This window comes from Candidatus Clostridium stratigraminis, assembly GCF_045310675.1.
Taxonomy (GTDB): domain Bacteria; phylum Bacillota; class Clostridia; order Clostridiales; family Clostridiaceae; genus Clostridium_AT; species Clostridium_AT stratigraminis.
In genome coordinates this window covers 83,333-100,266 of the sequence record NZ_JBJHZZ010000011.1, presented here as the reverse complement: position 1 = coordinate 100,266, position 16,934 = coordinate 83,333, and the positions used below count along the sequence as shown (strand labels likewise).

Genomic DNA, 16,934 nt, shown 5'->3' with positions numbered 1-16,934 from the left:
CAGCAGCTTGAAGATGCTTTAAGAAAAACTGCATAAAAAATTCGAGTTTCTGTGTCTACTATATTGACTTAAATCCACCCATCATTTTCGCTAAGCATTGTAACGGTTTCGTTTTCAGACAACTCTATATCACATTCAATCACATCAAACGTTGCATCGCATTCTTCATTAATGTATTCAGATGTATTTTCCGAAGTTTCATCCATCATGGAATCCTCAAACTCGCCCATTGCGACACCTCCAATTATTTAAATAGCATGCTATTGCTTAATTTAGTTGTGAAAATTACAAATGTAAAAAGCAAAGGTTTCGTTTCTGTATTATATAAGAAAATCAAAAGTAGCGTTAAAAATTTTTTCCACATAAATATTATATTCCCATTAAAAATTCTTAGAAGCATAATAGGGTTAACAATAAAAAATTTACAGTTTAAATTCCAATCCGCACCCCCTGGGGCAGAAACGCTGGAAGTTAGTATTACATTCAACTCAATAAAAAATGTGCTTTTTATTGTTATTGATGATCCAACATATAGATTTTAATTGATAAGTCACTAATATAATTTTTGTAGTTTGTAATCTTATAAAAGCAACCATATGTTTTGCGTAAGTATATTTTTGATTTAGTTTAAATAGTTATCTACATATATCGCCCGATTTCCCATCCAGATCCGGAGTCCTTACCTTCTTTCCTTTTATTCACACCTCATTTAATTCACGAGATGTATTTCAACAAATGAGCAACAAAAAAGACACCCACATCTAGTTTTTCAACTAAACGTAAGTGCCTTATTAATCATTTATCACTTTGACACAGTCCATAGAGGCCATCTAATTTACTTATTTGAATCCATACAAACTCATTGACATCCTATATTGTCCAATAGGATTGTTGTAACATCGTGACTTAAATGGACTTATTTGGGTCGCTATGGATTTCCATGGTCGTAAATCTGTCGTAAATTTTGACCCTATAATCTTAAACCTTTTGAAAACACAGGTTTTATTGTTGAGTTGGTTTCATTGTAGGGAAGACCATCCCTGCTCTTTCATGGTATTTCATAAATTGTCAAATATCTTTATTTCCTGCATTCCCGACATCCCTTTTGTACCTATCATTTCATTACTTCTCAACAGTTATCATGAAACGGGCGTAAGTTTGGCGTATAGTGGGCGTAAACCTACATGGCTTCCTTTTTATTATTCATGAAATCCTCAAATGTCTGCATTTCTGCTTTTTTCAAATCTCTGGTAACATCTGCATATATATCAAGTGTAGTGCTGATATCTGCATGCCCCAGAACCGATTGAATTACTTTAATATTGATCCCTGACTCACAAAGGCGAGTAGTAAATGTATGTCTTAATGTATGACAACTAAATTTAGGAAGCAGGATCACTTGATCGTTTTTCTTTGCCTTATCCAGAATCTCCTGATTGCAATCTCTAATGATCCTACGGAGTGCTTTATTAAGCGTTCCTTGATGCTGAGCATTTCCAAAGCGATTAACAAATATAAAATCTGTAAATCCATCGATCCTGGCACTACATGTTATTCCGCATTCCTCTTGATATGCCTTTTCTTGAAGAAGTGCATATCTCACACTTTCGATCATTGGAACAGCTCTCTCTCCAGCTCTTGTCTTAGGTGTATTCACTCCGAAATAACATCCACCCTTTGCATGATTAAAGTAAACTAATGTATGATTTATATTAATGTTATTATTATCGAAATCAACATCGCACCACCGAAGTCCTGTAGCTTCTCCCACTCTGACTCCTGTTCCGATCATCAAAGCAAAGATCGGATACCAATGATGATACATACTGCTATTCCTAAGAAAATCAAGAAAGATATCCTGCTCCTGAACAGTTAACGCCTTTCTCTTTTCTGTGAAAAGGTTTCTAGACTGCTTCAATTCCTTGAGAGCATTGTCGCTTATGTTATTTCTCAGATATCCATCCTCAACAGCTATATCCAAAACCTGATGCAGAATAGTATGCACATTATCAACAGAAGATATTTTCAAGCATCTCTCATCTATCAAATAATTATAGTATCTTCTGATATCTGATCTCTTAAGTGTAACGATCTTATGCTGTCCCAGACCGTCCTTTACAAACTGCTCATACATGTAAATATAATTCTGGAAGGTATTTTCTTTCAATCCCTTCTTTAGCTGTACCCACAGATCGTAAATATCATTTACAGTTACTTTCTGAGCATCTGTTCGAATGCCATCACTCTTATCTTTGAAAATAGCCTGTTCCTTCTCGCGAAGTTCCTCAAGCGTAGGTGCATATATAGAATGTCTCTTACCATCTGATGTACGCCACCTATAATCATATGATCCGTCTTTTCTCTGTGTCTCATTTTCCTTTAAAACTCTACCCTTATTATCTTTTCGTCTTTCTGCCATTATATATCTCCTTCCTACGACAGAAAGCTGACTTGCTATAATAATAACATATCAGCTTTCCCAAAAACACCCTAAATCGAAAAAGATTTTGCAAGATAATCATCAAATTGTTTTCTTTTTATAAGTCTTTTACGCCCAACATATAAAACAAAAGAACATGTATCAGAATCTGTAAGTTCTCTAAGTTTATGCTCCCCTATGTTATATAGGGAAGCAGCTTCTTCTATTGTGAGCGTGGGTTTATCTTTTAATTCGGGTTTTCCTAACATTCAATCACGCTCCTTTAAGCAATCATCTTCAACATAATATGCCTTAAATAGCACTCTAGTATTTGTCAGAAACATTCCTTGATCGTTTTGTGAAATTTTGTCTTCTCCATCCGTATTATCAAGGATAATCTGAGACAAAACCTTATCTGCCCTACCACAAATCCTCATACCTATATTATTTTTGATCTGCCCATTTAATACATCTGCTGATGGTCTCTGTGTAGCCAAAATCAGATGTATTCCAAACGCCCTACCTAGTCTTGCTATTGTAATAAACTTACTTTCTATCTGACTGATCAAAGCCTTTTCAGTCTTATCCAATCCGGTTTTGTCAAGTACCTCAGCAACTTCATCACATGCAACTATAATTCTCTGCATATTAGATTCTGTCTTGCGATTATGTTCACTTATATTTGATGCACCAGATTTAACAAACTGTTTACGTCTATCTTCCATGATCTCCAATATATCTGAAAGCTGATCTGATAGTTTTTCTGTTTCAACAATAATTGAACATTTTTCATGCCAGACTTTTGGATAATCAACACCACCTTTAAAGTCTGAAAGATAAACTTCTGCGCCTTTCTTTATGCTCTGCATCAAAATTAGTTTCAACAGTTTGCTCTTTCCTGAACCTGAACCTCCACCAATCAAAACATGAGGTGTGACTGCCAGATTAAAACTCTCATCCCCAAAATAACTCTCGCCAAGTTTCAATATGAAGTCATCTGAACTAAGATAGGCATCTTTCCACATAATTGTTTCTTGTGATTTTCTTGCGAAGTCTATCGCCTTGATTATCACATGTTGCGTGTTTTTCCCAAATTCTATAGATATTATTTTCATAACTAAAGCATTTTCTATATCTTTTACATGATTTTCATACTGATACAATGGCAACCTCGGCGAATAAAATTCATATATCCATCCATTTTTTTCTCTTGTTTTAGCTATCAAAGTAGGTGGATTTCCTTTTTTATCTGTAAATTCGATCTCCGATAATTCATTTTCTATTTCCTTACTACTTATAGGTGTACCCAATACTGTCAATATCAACATCAGTCCTATTATTGCTATCTCTACCATGAAGATCAGGAACACCCACCCGAACAGATCTGACGAAAAAGGCTGATCTAATGTAAGCAAGAGTACTTTTCCCATGTATGACAGAATTCCAACAATAATCAGGTAAACAACAGGGATCAGGATCAGCAGTTTATTTCTGACAATCCTCTTTGCCCCCGTAACAATTCTATATAAATTTTTATTCTTCATATCATCACGCTCCTTTACTCAAAAGTTATTACTTCATTGTCAATAGTTACAAAATCACTTCCCGTTGCTTGCCTTCTCAGATCATCAAGTTTTTTGTATTGATCTCCCGGCAGCTCGAAAGTTTTGAATTCACCATTTTCAACATAATGGTAAACATATAGTGTTATTCTTCTTAATAACTGTTTAATAGTATCTTTTGCTTGTGTCTCCCTGCTAACCATTCCTCCATAGATATCTTCCGGACTAAAGATTGATGTAATGTGAACCTCATTCCATAAAGCATAGCAATTTGAGTACCTACAATGTATCTGAGTGCGATACCCCTGCATTACTGTCAACAATAGTTCAAAGGGAAGCGATTCACTCTTTAGCTCATCCATGAATAATACCGGCTCTCCACCATATCCATCAAAGCCTCCTACACCTCTGTTTGCGTAATCAGAAAAGAAATATACATTATCATCCCCAAATTGCTCACAAAGTTTTATATAGGCATATGATTTTCCTGTGCCAGATTCTCCGCAATGCCAAACGATCTTTATATCTCTCTGAGGCGGTGTTTCCTTATAGCGTTTTGCGAAATATGCTTTCCGAATCAAGGTCTCTTCTTTTCGAAGTCGGATATCCTCTGCCATAATTGCATTAGGTGTCATACCTTCCTCGATCAACTGTTCAATCGTTTGAAGAGTATCGTTGGTATTATTAAGAGCAAAGCGTTTATTGCCTTCGATATTTCCATAAGAAGTAAAGCAGATCACCTGTTCTCCTTTCTCATCAAAAGGTGACTCCTTCCTGATATATGCCAACACCTGCTTCTTATTTCCCTTTGTAGGCTCTAAATGTACTGTAGGGTATGCTTTCTTAACTGCGCTGAATCTCATTGCTCCAGAGGCTTCAAGTACCATATGAATATGTGGCATCCCTTTTTCTGAAACGCAATACCCCCACCAACCTTTCCGTAAAGGATTATCTCTAATCCATTCATTTTTAAGCTGTTCACAAATTTCTTCCGGCGATTCTGTATATCCATGTTGTTCCGGATATGGAAACACAGCAAACCATGATCTGCTAACTGTATCTTGTGTCATACCCTGCCCCCACTTGTAACAAACTATAAATCTGTTACATACGAAAACCCGCATGAATCCTCGCATGTAACAGTAACGCTCTCAGGGTAATACTAAGCCTGAGAGCCTACGCCCCGGCTCCTGCTGAGCCGGATGCGTACGGTCTTTTTTACTTACTATTAATCTCGATATCCTCTGCTACAACACTAAGCTGATTGCGATATTCACCATATATTGTTGCCTCAGCGTTCTTAAGACGAACCTCAGCATTCATAGGCACTGTAATTTGCTTAGGAATCTTGATTATCAGTTTCTCGTACAAATTATTAACAACCTCACCTTCTGTTGTACCATAATCTGTTTTGTCCTGAACAATTACAACTTCTACCTTAGTCCCTAACACATCTCCAGTCTTGAAATCCTTCCATTCCTTCTGTCCGATGCTCATGAAACGCTTTCCTTTAGCGAATCCCTCAAAATCAAAGTACGTAAATAAATTAAGTTTTTTCATAATATTAAACCTCGTATCTTTATGATGCTAGTTCTGGTCGCATCCACCATATTTTTGTGTTGATCAACTTATACATGCATGTGGAAGCTCTCTTGCTTCTATAATCATAATACTATATAATCGAGTAGGGAGTCAGTGTAGTAGTTTCCCTTTGATTACCCATGTAAAATTCCCCACCAAAGGAGGTTTTTAATGAACTTTAAATGGACAAAGAATTGTATATACGAAAAGAGCGCATCTAGGATAAAAGCTCGAATATCTGAGACTCATAAAAAATTAGAGGATATATATCCTCCCAACGAAAAAATAATAAGCCACATTACTAATTTAAAAATCAGCCAAAAAAATCCCTATTTAATACAAGACTCGGTTGTGCTTAGTTCTCGGAAAATATCTGACAACCAATATGAAGATATAGGTATTGCTCCTAGTCTAGGATTTAAAGATCGCCAAGAGGTTCTTTGGGGTACAGAGGAAGAGATCAGAAGAAATATTCCAGAAATATTTCATAATTTAATATATGATTTAATTCTTTGTAATTCTGAATTAGATATTGATGTTTACAATATTGTTTGTGACCATGTTTCATATGCCAAATACTCCACATATTATCGAATACTAAATAATCGTCCTGAGTGTATTCCTGCTTACTATTATTGTGTTTTCGAAGATGATATTTTTAATAATATTGATAGTGCTAGAGAATCCGCTATAGATTACTTATTTTCCAAGTCAAATTGTAGAGCAAGTTTCGAAAAAATATTTATTGAATTTTGTTCAGCTACTGATTCATACACAAAGCTTGATAAAAAGATAGAAAAGGATCTAGTAATTCCTCACGTTATACCCTTATTACGTCAGTTTGTTCCTGATATAAACTCTCTAGGTTTAAGAGTAAAGGACATAATAGAATCTGATTTAGAAAAATCAAAGGCACTCGCATTCATTCCTCCAGATATGAATCTGCACTTTGAAAAACTTATTACAATTTCAGATAATTATGTCAACGAACTAGAGTATCTGCAAAACGCTTATATTTCCAAAATCTATGGTGGGGAATTTTAGCTTGCCTTTTCTCCATATATTACTATACTGACGCCACACCCGAATTGTATTATCCTCTTTTTATGGAACAATGATTCCAATAAATTACAAGGGAGGATAATCGAATGGATAGATTATCAAAACGTACAAGTAGCAATCGTGTATGTCCAACATACATCATAACCAACGAAGAAGCTGAATTGATTATAGACAAGCAGTGGCCAGTTATTTATGAGCATGCTAATAAACATCTAAATGATGTAAAAGAAAAGACATCTATTATGAATAATGCTTTATTAGACCAGCGCCCTCTTGAAGACATTAGTAATATTCTTTTAGATGACAGTTATTTTAAATCGCTTCGTAGGGCACTCAATCCATTTACCCATCAATTAAAGGATTTAATTATTCAACTAGAGACTGATTCCAACGATATGCCTATTGCTGAATATAATTTTGAGAAGCTAAAAAAAATACATCTCTCAGCTACTTCTTGGTATAAGTCATTTAATGAAGCTGTTTCGTCATACAAGTACACAAAACAGATGTATGAAATAGTTTTTATAAATAAATATTGTAAAATTCTATAACTTATAATTAAGCTGAGCTTGTTTGCGTGCATGCTGATAAGAAGAAAAGCGACCACATTATGTGATCGCTTTTCTTATACTAATTGATTTAAAAAAATTCCACCTGTATCAAATAGATGATCCAATTTATCTTCTATCATAATACTTGATATTATATCCTTACAAATTGTATTTATAAACATAAAATGAAAAATTTATGCTTTAACTTCTATATTGCAACTAAAAGAAAGTGTTTTTATATAGTCTTCCATAAATTTATAATCTGGAATTCTTGGCTCTTTTACTGGCAAGTACACTATCGTATCTTTTATTAAATCCTTTGAAAATGCACGACCAAATACAGGATATCTGTATTTCTCTTTGTTCAAAATAGAAATCAGAAAATTTGCAGTATAAACATTAAACCAATCTGCTCTAATTACAATTATGTGTGGTCCTGTAATAAAATCATGGTCTTGATAAAAAATAGTAGCAGTAGTGTCACCAATTGTAATTGCTTTTGCCTTTTCTAATCCATCATATTCTTTATTTTCTACACATAAAGAAATTCCATTATTCTCATTTGTTCTTGTAACATAGGAAACATAATCATCTCCATCTGCTATTGTCAAATCAGATTTATTATAAGCCTTTCCATTATGTATATCCTGCACAATCTCATGAAATACAAATGGCTCCCATTTTCTATCGGAAAGTGATATTTTATCCGATATCTTAGACGATGCATATTTTTCTTCAAACTTGTCTTGATCAATATTATCAATATACCAAAAAGCTTTTTCATATCCATCATCCAAAAAATACTCCGGTACATTTGATATGTCATATGACAAACTTGAAATATACTCATTAATAAATGAAATATCCAATTCTCCAGACTTTGTAATCGGCAGCTTTATTATGAAATCCGTTTTTACATGAGCATTTAGTTCTCTCGCAAATGCCAAATAGTTATTTGCACTTTCATTTCTAATCAAATGGGCTATAAATAGTTTTACATTCTCGCTCATTTCCTGCAGCGGAATCAAAACAACAACGTTTTGACTTGTATAAAAAGGATATTTTTGAATAAAGCATGAGCCTAAATGTTCTCCACCTAAAGCAATTGTCATATTTCCTTCTTTATATGGTTCTACTTCATCTATTCTATCGACATATGCTGTAACACCATTACGGGTACTTGATCTTCCCACAAAATTAACAGATGGCATATATGCAGTCATTTTACTTCTATCAAACTTGTTTCCTGGATCAATTTCAAATAAATCATATAAATGATAATCTTTCCATTCTCTATCTTGTAAATTCATATCATTCCTCCAAAAGACCATTCTCATCCATAAATTTATACAGTGCATACTTCTTTAATGTTTTTTCAAAGTCTGCATCTTTTATTTTTGAGTAATCTGTCTTAGTGTAGGCTTCTGTAAGTGCTTCATCTGTTGTCTTTATCTTCTTTCTCACAAAAACAATGTCATTTGGTGTAGCTGTTCCATCCAATTGATTAATCCACTCTCTGCGTATCTCATCCCATTTTCCTGTGTTCTTTCTTCCATTGTGAGGAATAACTGCAAATCCATCATCTTTCCATCTACCAAAAAAGACTGACTTGTTTTCGTCATGTGGAATATGTGCCTTAAAAACCATAATGCAAGTATTTGCACCTACATGTGAATCGAAGAATAACTGAGTTGGCATTGTCATACACGCAAGTAAAGTGTGATATTTAAGCATTTCTACACGCAACTTACTACCACTATTTCCTGCACATGACATTGGAATAATTGCGATACCAATACCACCAATTTTCAAATAATGTAGCATTGAAGTAATGAAATCTAATTCATCTTGCCCCTTTTGTATAGCAACTTCTCTCATACCACTTTTTGTAAATTCATCTTCCAATTCAACCAATTCTTTTTTATTCTTTAAAATTTCAGCTTCTATCTTACTGATTTCAGATTCTATCTTTTCATCCGGCTCTTTCTTCTTTAACTCCTTTAACTTTTTATTTAACTTTTTATTTTTATCCTTCAGCTCATTTATTTGTTGAACAATCGGATATTCCTGAGTTGAAGTATTATCTTTTTTGTCAAGGGAATATGGTGGGTTTATCATTCCAACATCAATATCTCCAAACTCCTTTAATGCTTCACTTAAGGTAATCTTTTTATCATTAAAGTATGTCTTTCCACTATCATCTACAGGAGCATATGAATCTATCAGCAATGATGAACAGTTAAACAAATTAGATTTACCATCTCCATGGAATCTCATATTTGCATATGCAAGTGCATACATTGACGAATCTCTTTCGACACCTATTAGACTGTTAGTTTGTGCATACTCATATCGTTCTTTTTTCTTATCTTCACTTTCATGATCGCTATGAATATTTCTTTTAATTCTGTTTAGCGCAGAAATAAGAAATGCACCTGTACCACAGCAAATATCTATGATTTTTGTTTTTTCACTAAACTTCTCATCTGAATAAAACTCTGCAATATCACAAAACAAATCTGTTACATGCTTTGGAGTGAGTACAATACCTTTCTCCTTTGCATTACCTTTTGTAAATCTAAGAAATGTTGTATAAAATTCCCCCATAACATCGATTCCACTGTATCTTTCAATTACCTCAATTACATTAACATATAGCGAATATACACAACATGACAGGACAGTACTTCCATCTTGAAAATATCTGTCTTTTCCTTTAGGAGCTTGTATCAATTCATCTTTTGCCAAAAGATTATCATAAAATTTTTTTAGTGAAGTTCTTTTACCTCTTGGTATCTTATCTATATCCCAAATTCCATTTACATAATCATCATCATATTCGTTTCCATCTCCATATAATGATTTTTTCAACATTTTAACCGCATCTTTTCCTATTGGATCTAAAACCATTTTCTTTGACTTTGTTGCATTCTTTCTTTCTATTGCAGCTTTAGTATCTTTGTAAAGTCTTGATTCATGATTCGTCAATCCTAATATGACAGCTGAAATAAAACCTGCCTTAGAATTATCTTCAATACCATTTGAGCGAAGGAAGTTTGCACAAGAAAGCGTATATCGTCTAAGTTCCTTCCTGACAAGTTCTTCCGTTGCTGCATAACGATTCAATGCAACTTCAATATTCTTTTCATATTGATTTATTGAAACTAAAGTTCCATCAAGATATCCATCTTCTAACAACTCTATATCTGACATTTCGCCACCCTTAGGCAACACAAATGATGTCACCCTACATTCAGACTCACTTTGACCTGACACCCCAATAGCAACAACATCGTAATCTGAGTTCAAAAAAGAAGCATACCACAACGCACCATTTACTGCATATCCTGTTGTATCTGCCGAATTTCCATATCCATATGATTTATATTCTTTTATATCAGTCAGCATCATATGATTATCAGTTGAACCTTTGCATTCAATTACAATGATAACTTCTGAATTGTTCTTCACTACAATAAAATCTGGTGTTCCCTTATCTTTCATTGTTTGTTTTTTTGAAGCTGTTGAAAAAACTCCACTTAACCAATCATAATCCGTTCCTTTATAACTATCCTCTTTAAACCAAGTAACACCATCTACTTCAACATTTTGATTATATGGATAACCATCAATTTCTTTTAATTTATCTGCAATTAATCCTTTTGTTTTTTCTTCACTTGCTTTTGCCATTTTCTTCCCTCACATTTTCTTTAAGAATTATATGTTAGCACCCATTTTTTTAATGTATATTATCTATCATATAAATTATTACATTATGCGGTTTGCTGTTTTTGTTGACAATAGCCACATTATCATTTTCCGCAACACTCTCAATTATTCTTGATACTTGTTCTATGAGAAATTCAATTGATGTATGATTTTCAGGTTTAATCGCTTTATTTTCCACCCACAATTTCTTTCTCCATTATCATTACTATTTTTCATATTAAGTAATTTCTTATTTAGTATAACAAATTTTAAACAAAAGAAAAAGACCAATAGACTTTACTATTGATCTTTTTAGTCAGCTTCCTATCTTTTCATTATTTAGGCGTAAAACAGGCGTAAGAATTTAACTCTAGGAGTTCTAAACACCAGTATTAAGCCGTATTATTGTTGATTTGGCTTCATTGTAGGGAAAAGAATAACGTCTCTAATAGAAACTGCATTTGTAAGGAACATTACAATTCTATCTATTCCTATACCCATACCGCCAGTTGGAGGCATTGCTGTTTCTAAAGCACTTAGGAATTCCTCATCTATCATATAAGCTTCATCATCCCCAAGTTCCCTTTCCTTAAGCTGCTGCATAAATCTGTCTCTTTGAACGATTGGATCATTAAGCTCTGAGTAAGCATTACATACTTCTCTTCCAAAAATAAAGCCTTCAAATCTTTCAGTAAGCTCTGGGTTTCCTCTCTTTTTCTTTGTTAAAGGAGAGATTTCTACCGGATAATCACAAAGGAAGGTAGGTTGAATTAAATTTTCTTCGCCATATTCTTCAAATAGTGCATTTAATACATCGGCCTTTGTACAGTCCTTTAATTCCTTTTTAAATTCAAGGTGCCTTTCTTTAGCAATTTCTTGAGCTTCTTCATCTGTGTTAATTTCTTTAAAATCTATCCCAGCATATTCTTTAACTGCATCATACATTGTAAGTCTTCTCCAAGGTGGTGTAAAATCTATTTCTGTACCTTGGTAATTTATTTTAGTTGTTCCATATAGCTTCTTGCATAGTGAAGCCATAAGATTTTCCATTATCTCCATCATATCATTATAGTCAGCATAGGCTTCATATAATTCTATCATTGTGAATTCTGGATTATGTCTTAAATCAATACCTTCATTTCTAAAGTTCTTGCCCATGTCATAAACTTTTTCAAAACCGCCAACAATACATCTCTTTAAATAAAGTTCTGTAGCGATTCTTAAATACATATCTATATCAAGAGCATTGTGATGTGTAACAAATGGTCTAGCAGCAGCACCCCCTGCTATAGGAGATAGTATTGGAGTCTCAACCTCTAAATATCCTCTGTTATCTAAAAACTCTCTTACTCCCTTAAGAATAGCAATTCTCTTAAAGAAGGTGTCCCTTACTTCTTCATTCATAATAAGATCAACTTCTCTTTGTCTATATCTAAGATCAGGATCCTTTAAACCATGCCATTTATCTGGAAGTGGTTTTATAGCCTTAGATATAAGCTGGAAATCTTTTATATGTACAGATATTTCTTCAGTTTTTGTCTTAAAAACAAATCCAGTTATACTAACCCAATCACCTAAATCAAAGGACTTATATTCCTTAATCCTATCAGCTCCAACATCATCTATTTTTATGTAAAGCTGAAGTCTTCCTTCTCTATCTTGTATATGTGAAAAGCCAGCTTTCCCTTGTAATCTTTTGGACATAAGTCTTCCTGCAACTGTTACTTCTTGTCCTTCTAGAGCATCAAAATTATCTTTAATCTGTTTAGAACTATGAGTCCTATTAACCTTATATACATCAAATGGATCTTTTCCCGCTTCCTGAAGTTCTGCAAGTTTTTGTCTTCTTAATGTAACTTGTTCATTGTATTCAGCCGCCTGTTGCTGAAGATTTTGTTCTTCATTAGCCATTTTATTATTCCTCCGTTATTCTATTAATAATACATATTATTATTTATCTTAAGCTGTTCTTATACCGAGAATTTCATATTTGCATACCCCATCTGGAGTTGGCACTTCAACTACTTCACCAACTTTTTTACCAATAAGAGATTTACCTACTGGCGACTCATTTGAAATTTTAAATTCTGCTGGATTAGACTCAGCAGAACCTACTATAGTAAAATCTACTTCCTCATCAAATTCAAAATCTTTAACTTTAACAATAGATCCCACTCCAACCTTATCTGTTGAAATATCTGCTTCATCTACCACAGAAGCATTTTTGAGCATATTTTCTAGCGTTGCAATTCTTCCTTCAACGAATGCCTGTTCATTTTTAGCTTCATCATATTCTGCATTTTCACTTAAATCACCAAATGAACGAGCAACTTTAATTTTCTCTTTTATTTCAACTCTTTTTATAGTTTTAAGATAATCTAATTCCTCTTCTAATTTTTTTACACCTTCATAAGTCATCAAAAACTTCTTTGATTCACTCATTGCCAAATTCTCCCCTTTTAACTATTAAACTAATATTTTTCCCTTAACCCTTAAGGAACTGACTAAAAACTTTAACCTAATCATTTAAATACATATTATAAAACAGCCTTCCCACATTGTCAACAACTAACAAAATATGAACTTAAGTCCCTTATTGAAATTATTCACAATGCTATTATATTCACATTTAATAAAAAAATTACTATATGAGTGTTAGCCTGTATTCATTAAGAATATTAAATACATTATTTATCTTCTTCTCAGTATTGACAGAATTTTTTATTTCAGTACAATTTTTTATTCCTTTTATATACCAGCCTATATGTTTTCTCATTTCCCTTACAGCTCTATTCTCACCGTAATATTGTAAGGCTAGTTCTAAATGTCTTATACACATCCTAAGTTTTTCATCATCGGAAGGATAAATAATTTCTTCACCCTTTAAGGCCTGTAAAATCTGATTAAAAATCCAAGGATTACCTTGGGCTCCTCTTGCAACCATTATACCATCGCAATTTGTAACTGCAGTCATTTTTATAGCAGCTTCTTCGGTAAACACATCCCCATTTCCTATTACAGGAATTCTTACACTTTCTTTCACTTGCCTTATTATATCCCAGTCTGCCTTACCTTCATACATCTGCTCTCTTGTTCTGCCGTGAATGGTAACGGCATCAGCACCTGCCTCTTCCATTTCCTTTGCAAAATCTACAGCATTTATTTCACTTTCTGTAAAGCCCTTTCTGAATTTTACAGTTACAGGCTTAATTGAGACTTTTTTTACTTCCTTTACAATATCTCTTGCTAGCTTAGGGTTTTTCATTAAGGCTGACCCCTCACCATTCTTAACAATCTTGGGTACTGGGCATCCCATATTTATATCAACTAGACATATGTCTTCCATGCTATTAAAGTAGTCACAAGCTTTGGCCATAATATATGGGTCAGAGCCAAAAATTTGCACTGCTACTGGCTTTTCTTCTTCTGATATCCTAAGCATTTCCTTTGTGTTTTCACTATTATAAAAAAGTCCCTTTGCACTTATCATCTCGGTATAAACAAGGCCACAGCCCATTTCAGCGCAGAGACCTCTATAGGCTATATCTGTAACACCTGCCATAGGAGCTAAAAAAACGTTATTTTTGACTTTAAGATTTCCTATTTGCATTAAACCACCGTTTCTGTATTTTTCTCGTATAGTATTCTTAATCCTTCTAATGTTAGATATGGTGATACCTTAGCTATATATTTAGAATCCTTGCTAATAAGGGTTGCTAAACCACCAGTTGCAATTACAAGCGGATCAGTTTCACCGTAATCTTCCATTTCTCTTTTCATTCTCTCTACAATATAATCAACGGTTCCAGTATACCCATATACAATACCAGCCTGCATACTTGTAACTGTATTTTTACAAATAACACTAGGAGTTTTAATAAGCTCTACTCTAGGAAGCTTAGCTGCTCTTTCAAATAGCGCTTCTGAGGAAATTTTAATACCAGGGCATATAGCCCCTCCCAGGTAATCCCCAGTTTTAGTCACTGCACAGAATGTAGTTGCTGTCCCAAAATCAATTATAATAAGTGCTCTTCTATACATTTCATGAGCAGCAACAGCATTAACTATCCTATCTGCACCTACTTCCTTAGGATTATCATATTTAATATTAATACCAGTTTTTATTCCTGGTCCTACAATTATAGGTGTTTTGTTAAAATACTTTCTTATCATATGTTCTATAGTATACATTATATTTGGTACTACTGAGGATACAATTACTCCTTCTACCTCTTCTAAGCTTAACTTCTTAAGCATAAATAGCTGTGTAACCTGAACGCCATATTCGTCTGCAGTTCTATTATTATCTGTAGCTAATCTCCAGTCTGCAATTAAATTTTTGTCCTTATAGGCCCCGAGGACTATATTGGTATTCCCAACATCCAAAACTAATATCAATATAAACACCACTCTCTTTTAAATTACGTTTTAATTCTATACTTTCAATATAAATTGTCAAGTGAAACTTTTAGTAAAGTCTCTAATTACTATACTTATATTATTAGTCACCTTTATCGTAAATAATTGTCACTTATAATTAGCAAAATACAGTAGTCTTAACTTACTCTTTTCCTTAAAAAAAAGAGGCAGCTAATGCCTCTACAATTAAATACGAACTAAGGTTAGAAAGGTATGTTTATATTTACTTTTATTATCCACAATGCCTTCCCTTTTCTCTACTGCCTTCCATTTAGTTTTATCATATTCAGGAAAGAAAGTGTCTCCCTCAAAATTCTCATGAATTTCAGTTATATACATTTTATTTGTATATGGAAAAAGCAGCTTAAATATTTGCCCTCCTCCAATTACAAAATATTCTTCTTTAGCTTCAATATAGGGTTTAAGTTCATCAAGATTTGTTACCACTTTTACATTTTCATCAATGACCTTATAATCTCTGTTATTAGTTAGTATTATGTGTCTTCTTTCAGGAAGTACTTTTGGAAGGGATTCGAAGGTTTTTCTTCCCATAATCATAGTTTTACTTCCTGACATGGTTATGTCCTTAAATTTTTTTAAGTCATTTGGTAAATACCAGGCAAGACTTTTATCCTTACCAATAACATTATTATCTGCAATAGCAACTACAAAACTAAGCATTATACAGCCACCTCCATTTTAATTGCCGGATGATATTTATAATCTATAAGCTTAATATCTTCAATTTTAAAGTCGTAGAAGTTATTTATTTCGGGATTTACCCAAAGCTTTGGCGCCTCAAAGGCCTCATTTTCCCTTGATAACTGAAGCTTCATACCCTCTACTTGATTTTCATATATATGTGCATTATTTATAACATGTGTAAATAGTCCTGGTTTTAAACCTGTTACCTGAGCTATAAGATGTACTAAAACTGCATATTGGCACATGTTAAAAGGTGCACCTAGAGGTAAATCTGCAGATCTTTGAATTAGCATACAATTTAGTCTACCGTCAGTCACATCCCACATTGTTAAAAAAGCACAAGGGTAAAGTGCTCCACTATCTAAATGAGGTATCTGCCATAAACTCAATATATGTCTTCTTCCCTGAGGATCCTTCTTAAGGCCATCTATGAGTTTATCTATTTGATTATACTCCTTAACTACCCATCCGTAGGCAGTGCCTATGGTACCATCTGACCTCATCCATTCATCCCAGATGTGTACATTTTCTTCCTGTAGCTTTTTTACATCATTTGATTGATCCCTATATATCCATAAAAGCTCCTTTACGGCAGTTTTAAAAGCTACAAATTTAGTTGTAAGTATAGGAAACTCCTTTTGCAAATCAAATTGAAATATTTTATGTGGAAGTTTATAGGTTGGTATTCCAGTTCTATTTTCTGCTTCGTAGTATCCATTATCTAAAATTTCTCTAACTAATTGCAAATACTGTTTATCAGCTATACTCATATATAATCTCCTTTTGTGTCTTAATAAAAGTATTATATCAAAATTAAGTAGTATGGTTAATATTTTTAATAAAATTATTAGGTGTAACTTTTGCTAGCAGATACATTATATTGTATAATAATACTAATAAATTTATAAGAAATAAGAGGTAATAAAT

16 protein-coding genes are annotated in these 16,934 nt (G+C 33.4%); 2 read left to right on the top strand and 14 right to left on the bottom strand.

Going from position 1 to position 16,934, the window contains the following annotated elements:
* Positions 1 to 68 precede the first annotated feature (68 nt).
* From ACJDUG_RS13825 to ACJDUG_RS13800, 6 genes are all read right to left on the bottom strand, one after another.
* Positions 69 to 230: a hypothetical protein gene (locus ACJDUG_RS13825; RefSeq protein ID WP_406770463.1), complete on the bottom strand. Its 162-nt coding sequence runs from the start codon at positions 228 to 230 to the stop codon at positions 69 to 71.
* Positions 231 to 1,180: 950 nt separating this feature from the next.
* The gene (locus tag ACJDUG_RS13820) at positions 1,181 to 2,419 is read right to left on the bottom strand and encodes a tyrosine-type recombinase/integrase (RefSeq protein WP_406770462.1); all 1,239 of its coding nucleotides are present in this window, start codon (positions 2,417 to 2,419) and stop codon (positions 1,181 to 1,183) included.
* A 71-nt stretch (positions 2,420 to 2,490) separates the two neighbouring features.
* On the bottom strand, positions 2,491 to 2,688 hold the full coding sequence (locus ACJDUG_RS13815) for an excisionase (protein ID WP_406770461.1): 198 nt from the start codon (positions 2,686 to 2,688) through the stop codon (positions 2,491 to 2,493).
* A complete protein-coding gene (locus tag ACJDUG_RS13810; RefSeq protein ID WP_406770460.1) occupies positions 2,689 to 3,963 on the bottom strand; it encodes an FtsK/SpoIIIE domain-containing protein in 1,275 nt (424 codons plus the stop codon).
* A gap of 14 nt (positions 3,964 to 3,977) precedes the next feature.
* Positions 3,978 to 5,051: a hypothetical protein gene (locus ACJDUG_RS13805; protein WP_406770459.1), complete on the bottom strand. Its 1,074-nt coding sequence runs from the start codon at positions 5,049 to 5,051 to the stop codon at positions 3,978 to 3,980.
* Between the two features lie 148 nt (positions 5,052 to 5,199).
* Complete coding sequence (locus ACJDUG_RS13800; protein WP_406770458.1) at positions 5,200 to 5,478, bottom strand: hypothetical protein; 279 nt, start codon at positions 5,476 to 5,478, stop codon at positions 5,200 to 5,202.
* Between the two features lie 255 nt (positions 5,479 to 5,733).
* On the opposite strand from ACJDUG_RS13800, the gene ACJDUG_RS13795 reads away from it, so the two are divergent.
* Together ACJDUG_RS13795 and ACJDUG_RS13790 are read left to right on the top strand one after the other, a co-directional pair.
* The gene (locus tag ACJDUG_RS13795; protein ID WP_406770457.1) at positions 5,734 to 6,606 is read left to right on the top strand and encodes a hypothetical protein; all 873 of its coding nucleotides are present in this window, start codon (positions 5,734 to 5,736) and stop codon (positions 6,604 to 6,606) included.
* A gap of 104 nt (positions 6,607 to 6,710) precedes the next feature.
* Positions 6,711 to 7,175, top strand: coding sequence for a hypothetical protein (locus ACJDUG_RS13790; RefSeq protein WP_406770456.1), 465 nt, complete (start codon positions 6,711 to 6,713; stop codon positions 7,173 to 7,175).
* A 194-nt stretch (positions 7,176 to 7,369) separates the two neighbouring features.
* Here the strand turns inward: ACJDUG_RS13790 and ACJDUG_RS13785 are convergent, their stop codons facing one another.
* From ACJDUG_RS13785 to ACJDUG_RS13750, 8 genes are all read right to left on the bottom strand, one after another.
* The gene (locus tag ACJDUG_RS13785) at positions 7,370 to 8,485 is read right to left on the bottom strand and encodes a restriction endonuclease subunit S (RefSeq protein ID WP_406770455.1); all 1,116 of its coding nucleotides are present in this window, start codon (positions 8,483 to 8,485) and stop codon (positions 7,370 to 7,372) included.
* Between the two features lies 1 nt (position 8,486).
* A complete protein-coding gene (locus tag ACJDUG_RS13780; RefSeq protein ID WP_406770454.1) occupies positions 8,487 to 10,865 on the bottom strand; it encodes an HsdM family class I SAM-dependent methyltransferase in 2,379 nt (792 codons plus the stop codon).
* Positions 10,866 to 11,285: 420 nt separating this feature from the next.
* Positions 11,286 to 12,794: a lysine--tRNA ligase gene (gene lysS, locus ACJDUG_RS13775; protein WP_406770453.1), complete on the bottom strand. Its 1,509-nt coding sequence runs from the start codon at positions 12,792 to 12,794 to the stop codon at positions 11,286 to 11,288.
* Between the two features lie 48 nt (positions 12,795 to 12,842).
* Complete coding sequence (greA, locus tag ACJDUG_RS13770; protein ID WP_406770452.1) at positions 12,843 to 13,325, bottom strand: transcription elongation factor GreA; 483 nt, start codon at positions 13,323 to 13,325, stop codon at positions 12,843 to 12,845.
* Between the two features lie 202 nt (positions 13,326 to 13,527).
* Positions 13,528 to 14,493 carry a tRNA dihydrouridine synthase DusB gene (gene dusB, locus ACJDUG_RS13765; RefSeq protein WP_406770451.1) on the bottom strand — a complete coding sequence of 322 codons (966 nt, stop codon included), beginning with the start codon at positions 14,491 to 14,493 and terminating at the stop codon, positions 13,528 to 13,530.
* On the bottom strand, positions 14,493 to 15,281 hold the full coding sequence (locus ACJDUG_RS13760) for a type III pantothenate kinase (protein WP_406770450.1): 789 nt from the start codon (positions 15,279 to 15,281) through the stop codon (positions 14,493 to 14,495). The genes dusB and ACJDUG_RS13760 overlap by 1 nt, the downstream gene beginning before the upstream one ends.
* Before the next feature lie 207 nt (positions 15,282 to 15,488).
* Positions 15,489 to 15,983 carry a dihydrofolate reductase gene (locus ACJDUG_RS13755; protein WP_406770449.1) on the bottom strand — a complete coding sequence of 165 codons (495 nt, stop codon included), beginning with the start codon at positions 15,981 to 15,983 and terminating at the stop codon, positions 15,489 to 15,491.
* The gene (locus ACJDUG_RS13750; protein ID WP_406770448.1) at positions 15,983 to 16,777 is read right to left on the bottom strand and encodes a thymidylate synthase; all 795 of its coding nucleotides are present in this window, start codon (positions 16,775 to 16,777) and stop codon (positions 15,983 to 15,985) included. The genes ACJDUG_RS13755 and ACJDUG_RS13750 overlap by 1 nt, the downstream gene beginning before the upstream one ends.
* Positions 16,778 to 16,934 lie beyond the last annotated feature (157 nt).

Coding starts and splice junctions, on each gene's coding strand:
- ACJDUG_RS13825 (WP_406770463.1), bottom strand. CDS start 230: ATGGGCGAGTTTGAGGATTCCATGATGGATGAAACTTCGGAAAATACA.
- ACJDUG_RS13820 (WP_406770462.1), bottom strand. CDS start 2,419: ATGGCAGAAAGACGAAAAGATAATAAGGGTAGAGTTTTAAAGGAAAAT.
- ACJDUG_RS13815 (WP_406770461.1), bottom strand. CDS start 2,688: ATGTTAGGAAAACCCGAATTAAAAGATAAACCCACGCTCACAATAGAA.
- ACJDUG_RS13810 (WP_406770460.1), bottom strand. CDS start 3,963: ATGAAGAATAAAAATTTATATAGAATTGTTACGGGGGCAAAGAGGATT.
- ACJDUG_RS13805 (WP_406770459.1), bottom strand. CDS start 5,051: ATGACACAAGATACAGTTAGCAGATCATGGTTTGCTGTGTTTCCATAT.
- ACJDUG_RS13800 (WP_406770458.1), bottom strand. CDS start 5,478: ATGAGCATCGGACAGAAGGAATGGAAGGATTTCAAGACTGGAGATGTG.
- ACJDUG_RS13795 (WP_406770457.1), top strand. CDS start 5,734: ATGAACTTTAAATGGACAAAGAATTGTATATACGAAAAGAGCGCATCT.
- ACJDUG_RS13790 (WP_406770456.1), top strand. CDS start 6,711: ATGGATAGATTATCAAAACGTACAAGTAGCAATCGTGTATGTCCAACA.
- ACJDUG_RS13785 (WP_406770455.1), bottom strand. CDS start 8,485: ATGAATTTACAAGATAGAGAATGGAAAGATTATCATTTATATGATTTA.
- ACJDUG_RS13780 (WP_406770454.1), bottom strand. CDS start 10,865: ATGGCAAAAGCAAGTGAAGAAAAAACAAAAGGATTAATTGCAGATAAA.
- lysS (WP_406770453.1), bottom strand. CDS start 12,794: ATGGCTAATGAAGAACAAAATCTTCAGCAACAGGCGGCTGAATACAAT.
- greA (WP_406770452.1), bottom strand. CDS start 13,325: ATGAGTGAATCAAAGAAGTTTTTGATGACTTATGAAGGTGTAAAAAAA.
- dusB (WP_406770451.1), bottom strand. CDS start 14,493: ATGCAAATAGGAAATCTTAAAGTCAAAAATAACGTTTTTTTAGCTCCT.
- ACJDUG_RS13755 (WP_406770449.1), bottom strand. CDS start 15,983: ATGCTTAGTTTTGTAGTTGCTATTGCAGATAATAATGTTATTGGTAAG.
- ACJDUG_RS13750 (WP_406770448.1), bottom strand. CDS start 16,777: ATGAGTATAGCTGATAAACAGTATTTGCAATTAGTTAGAGAAATTTTA.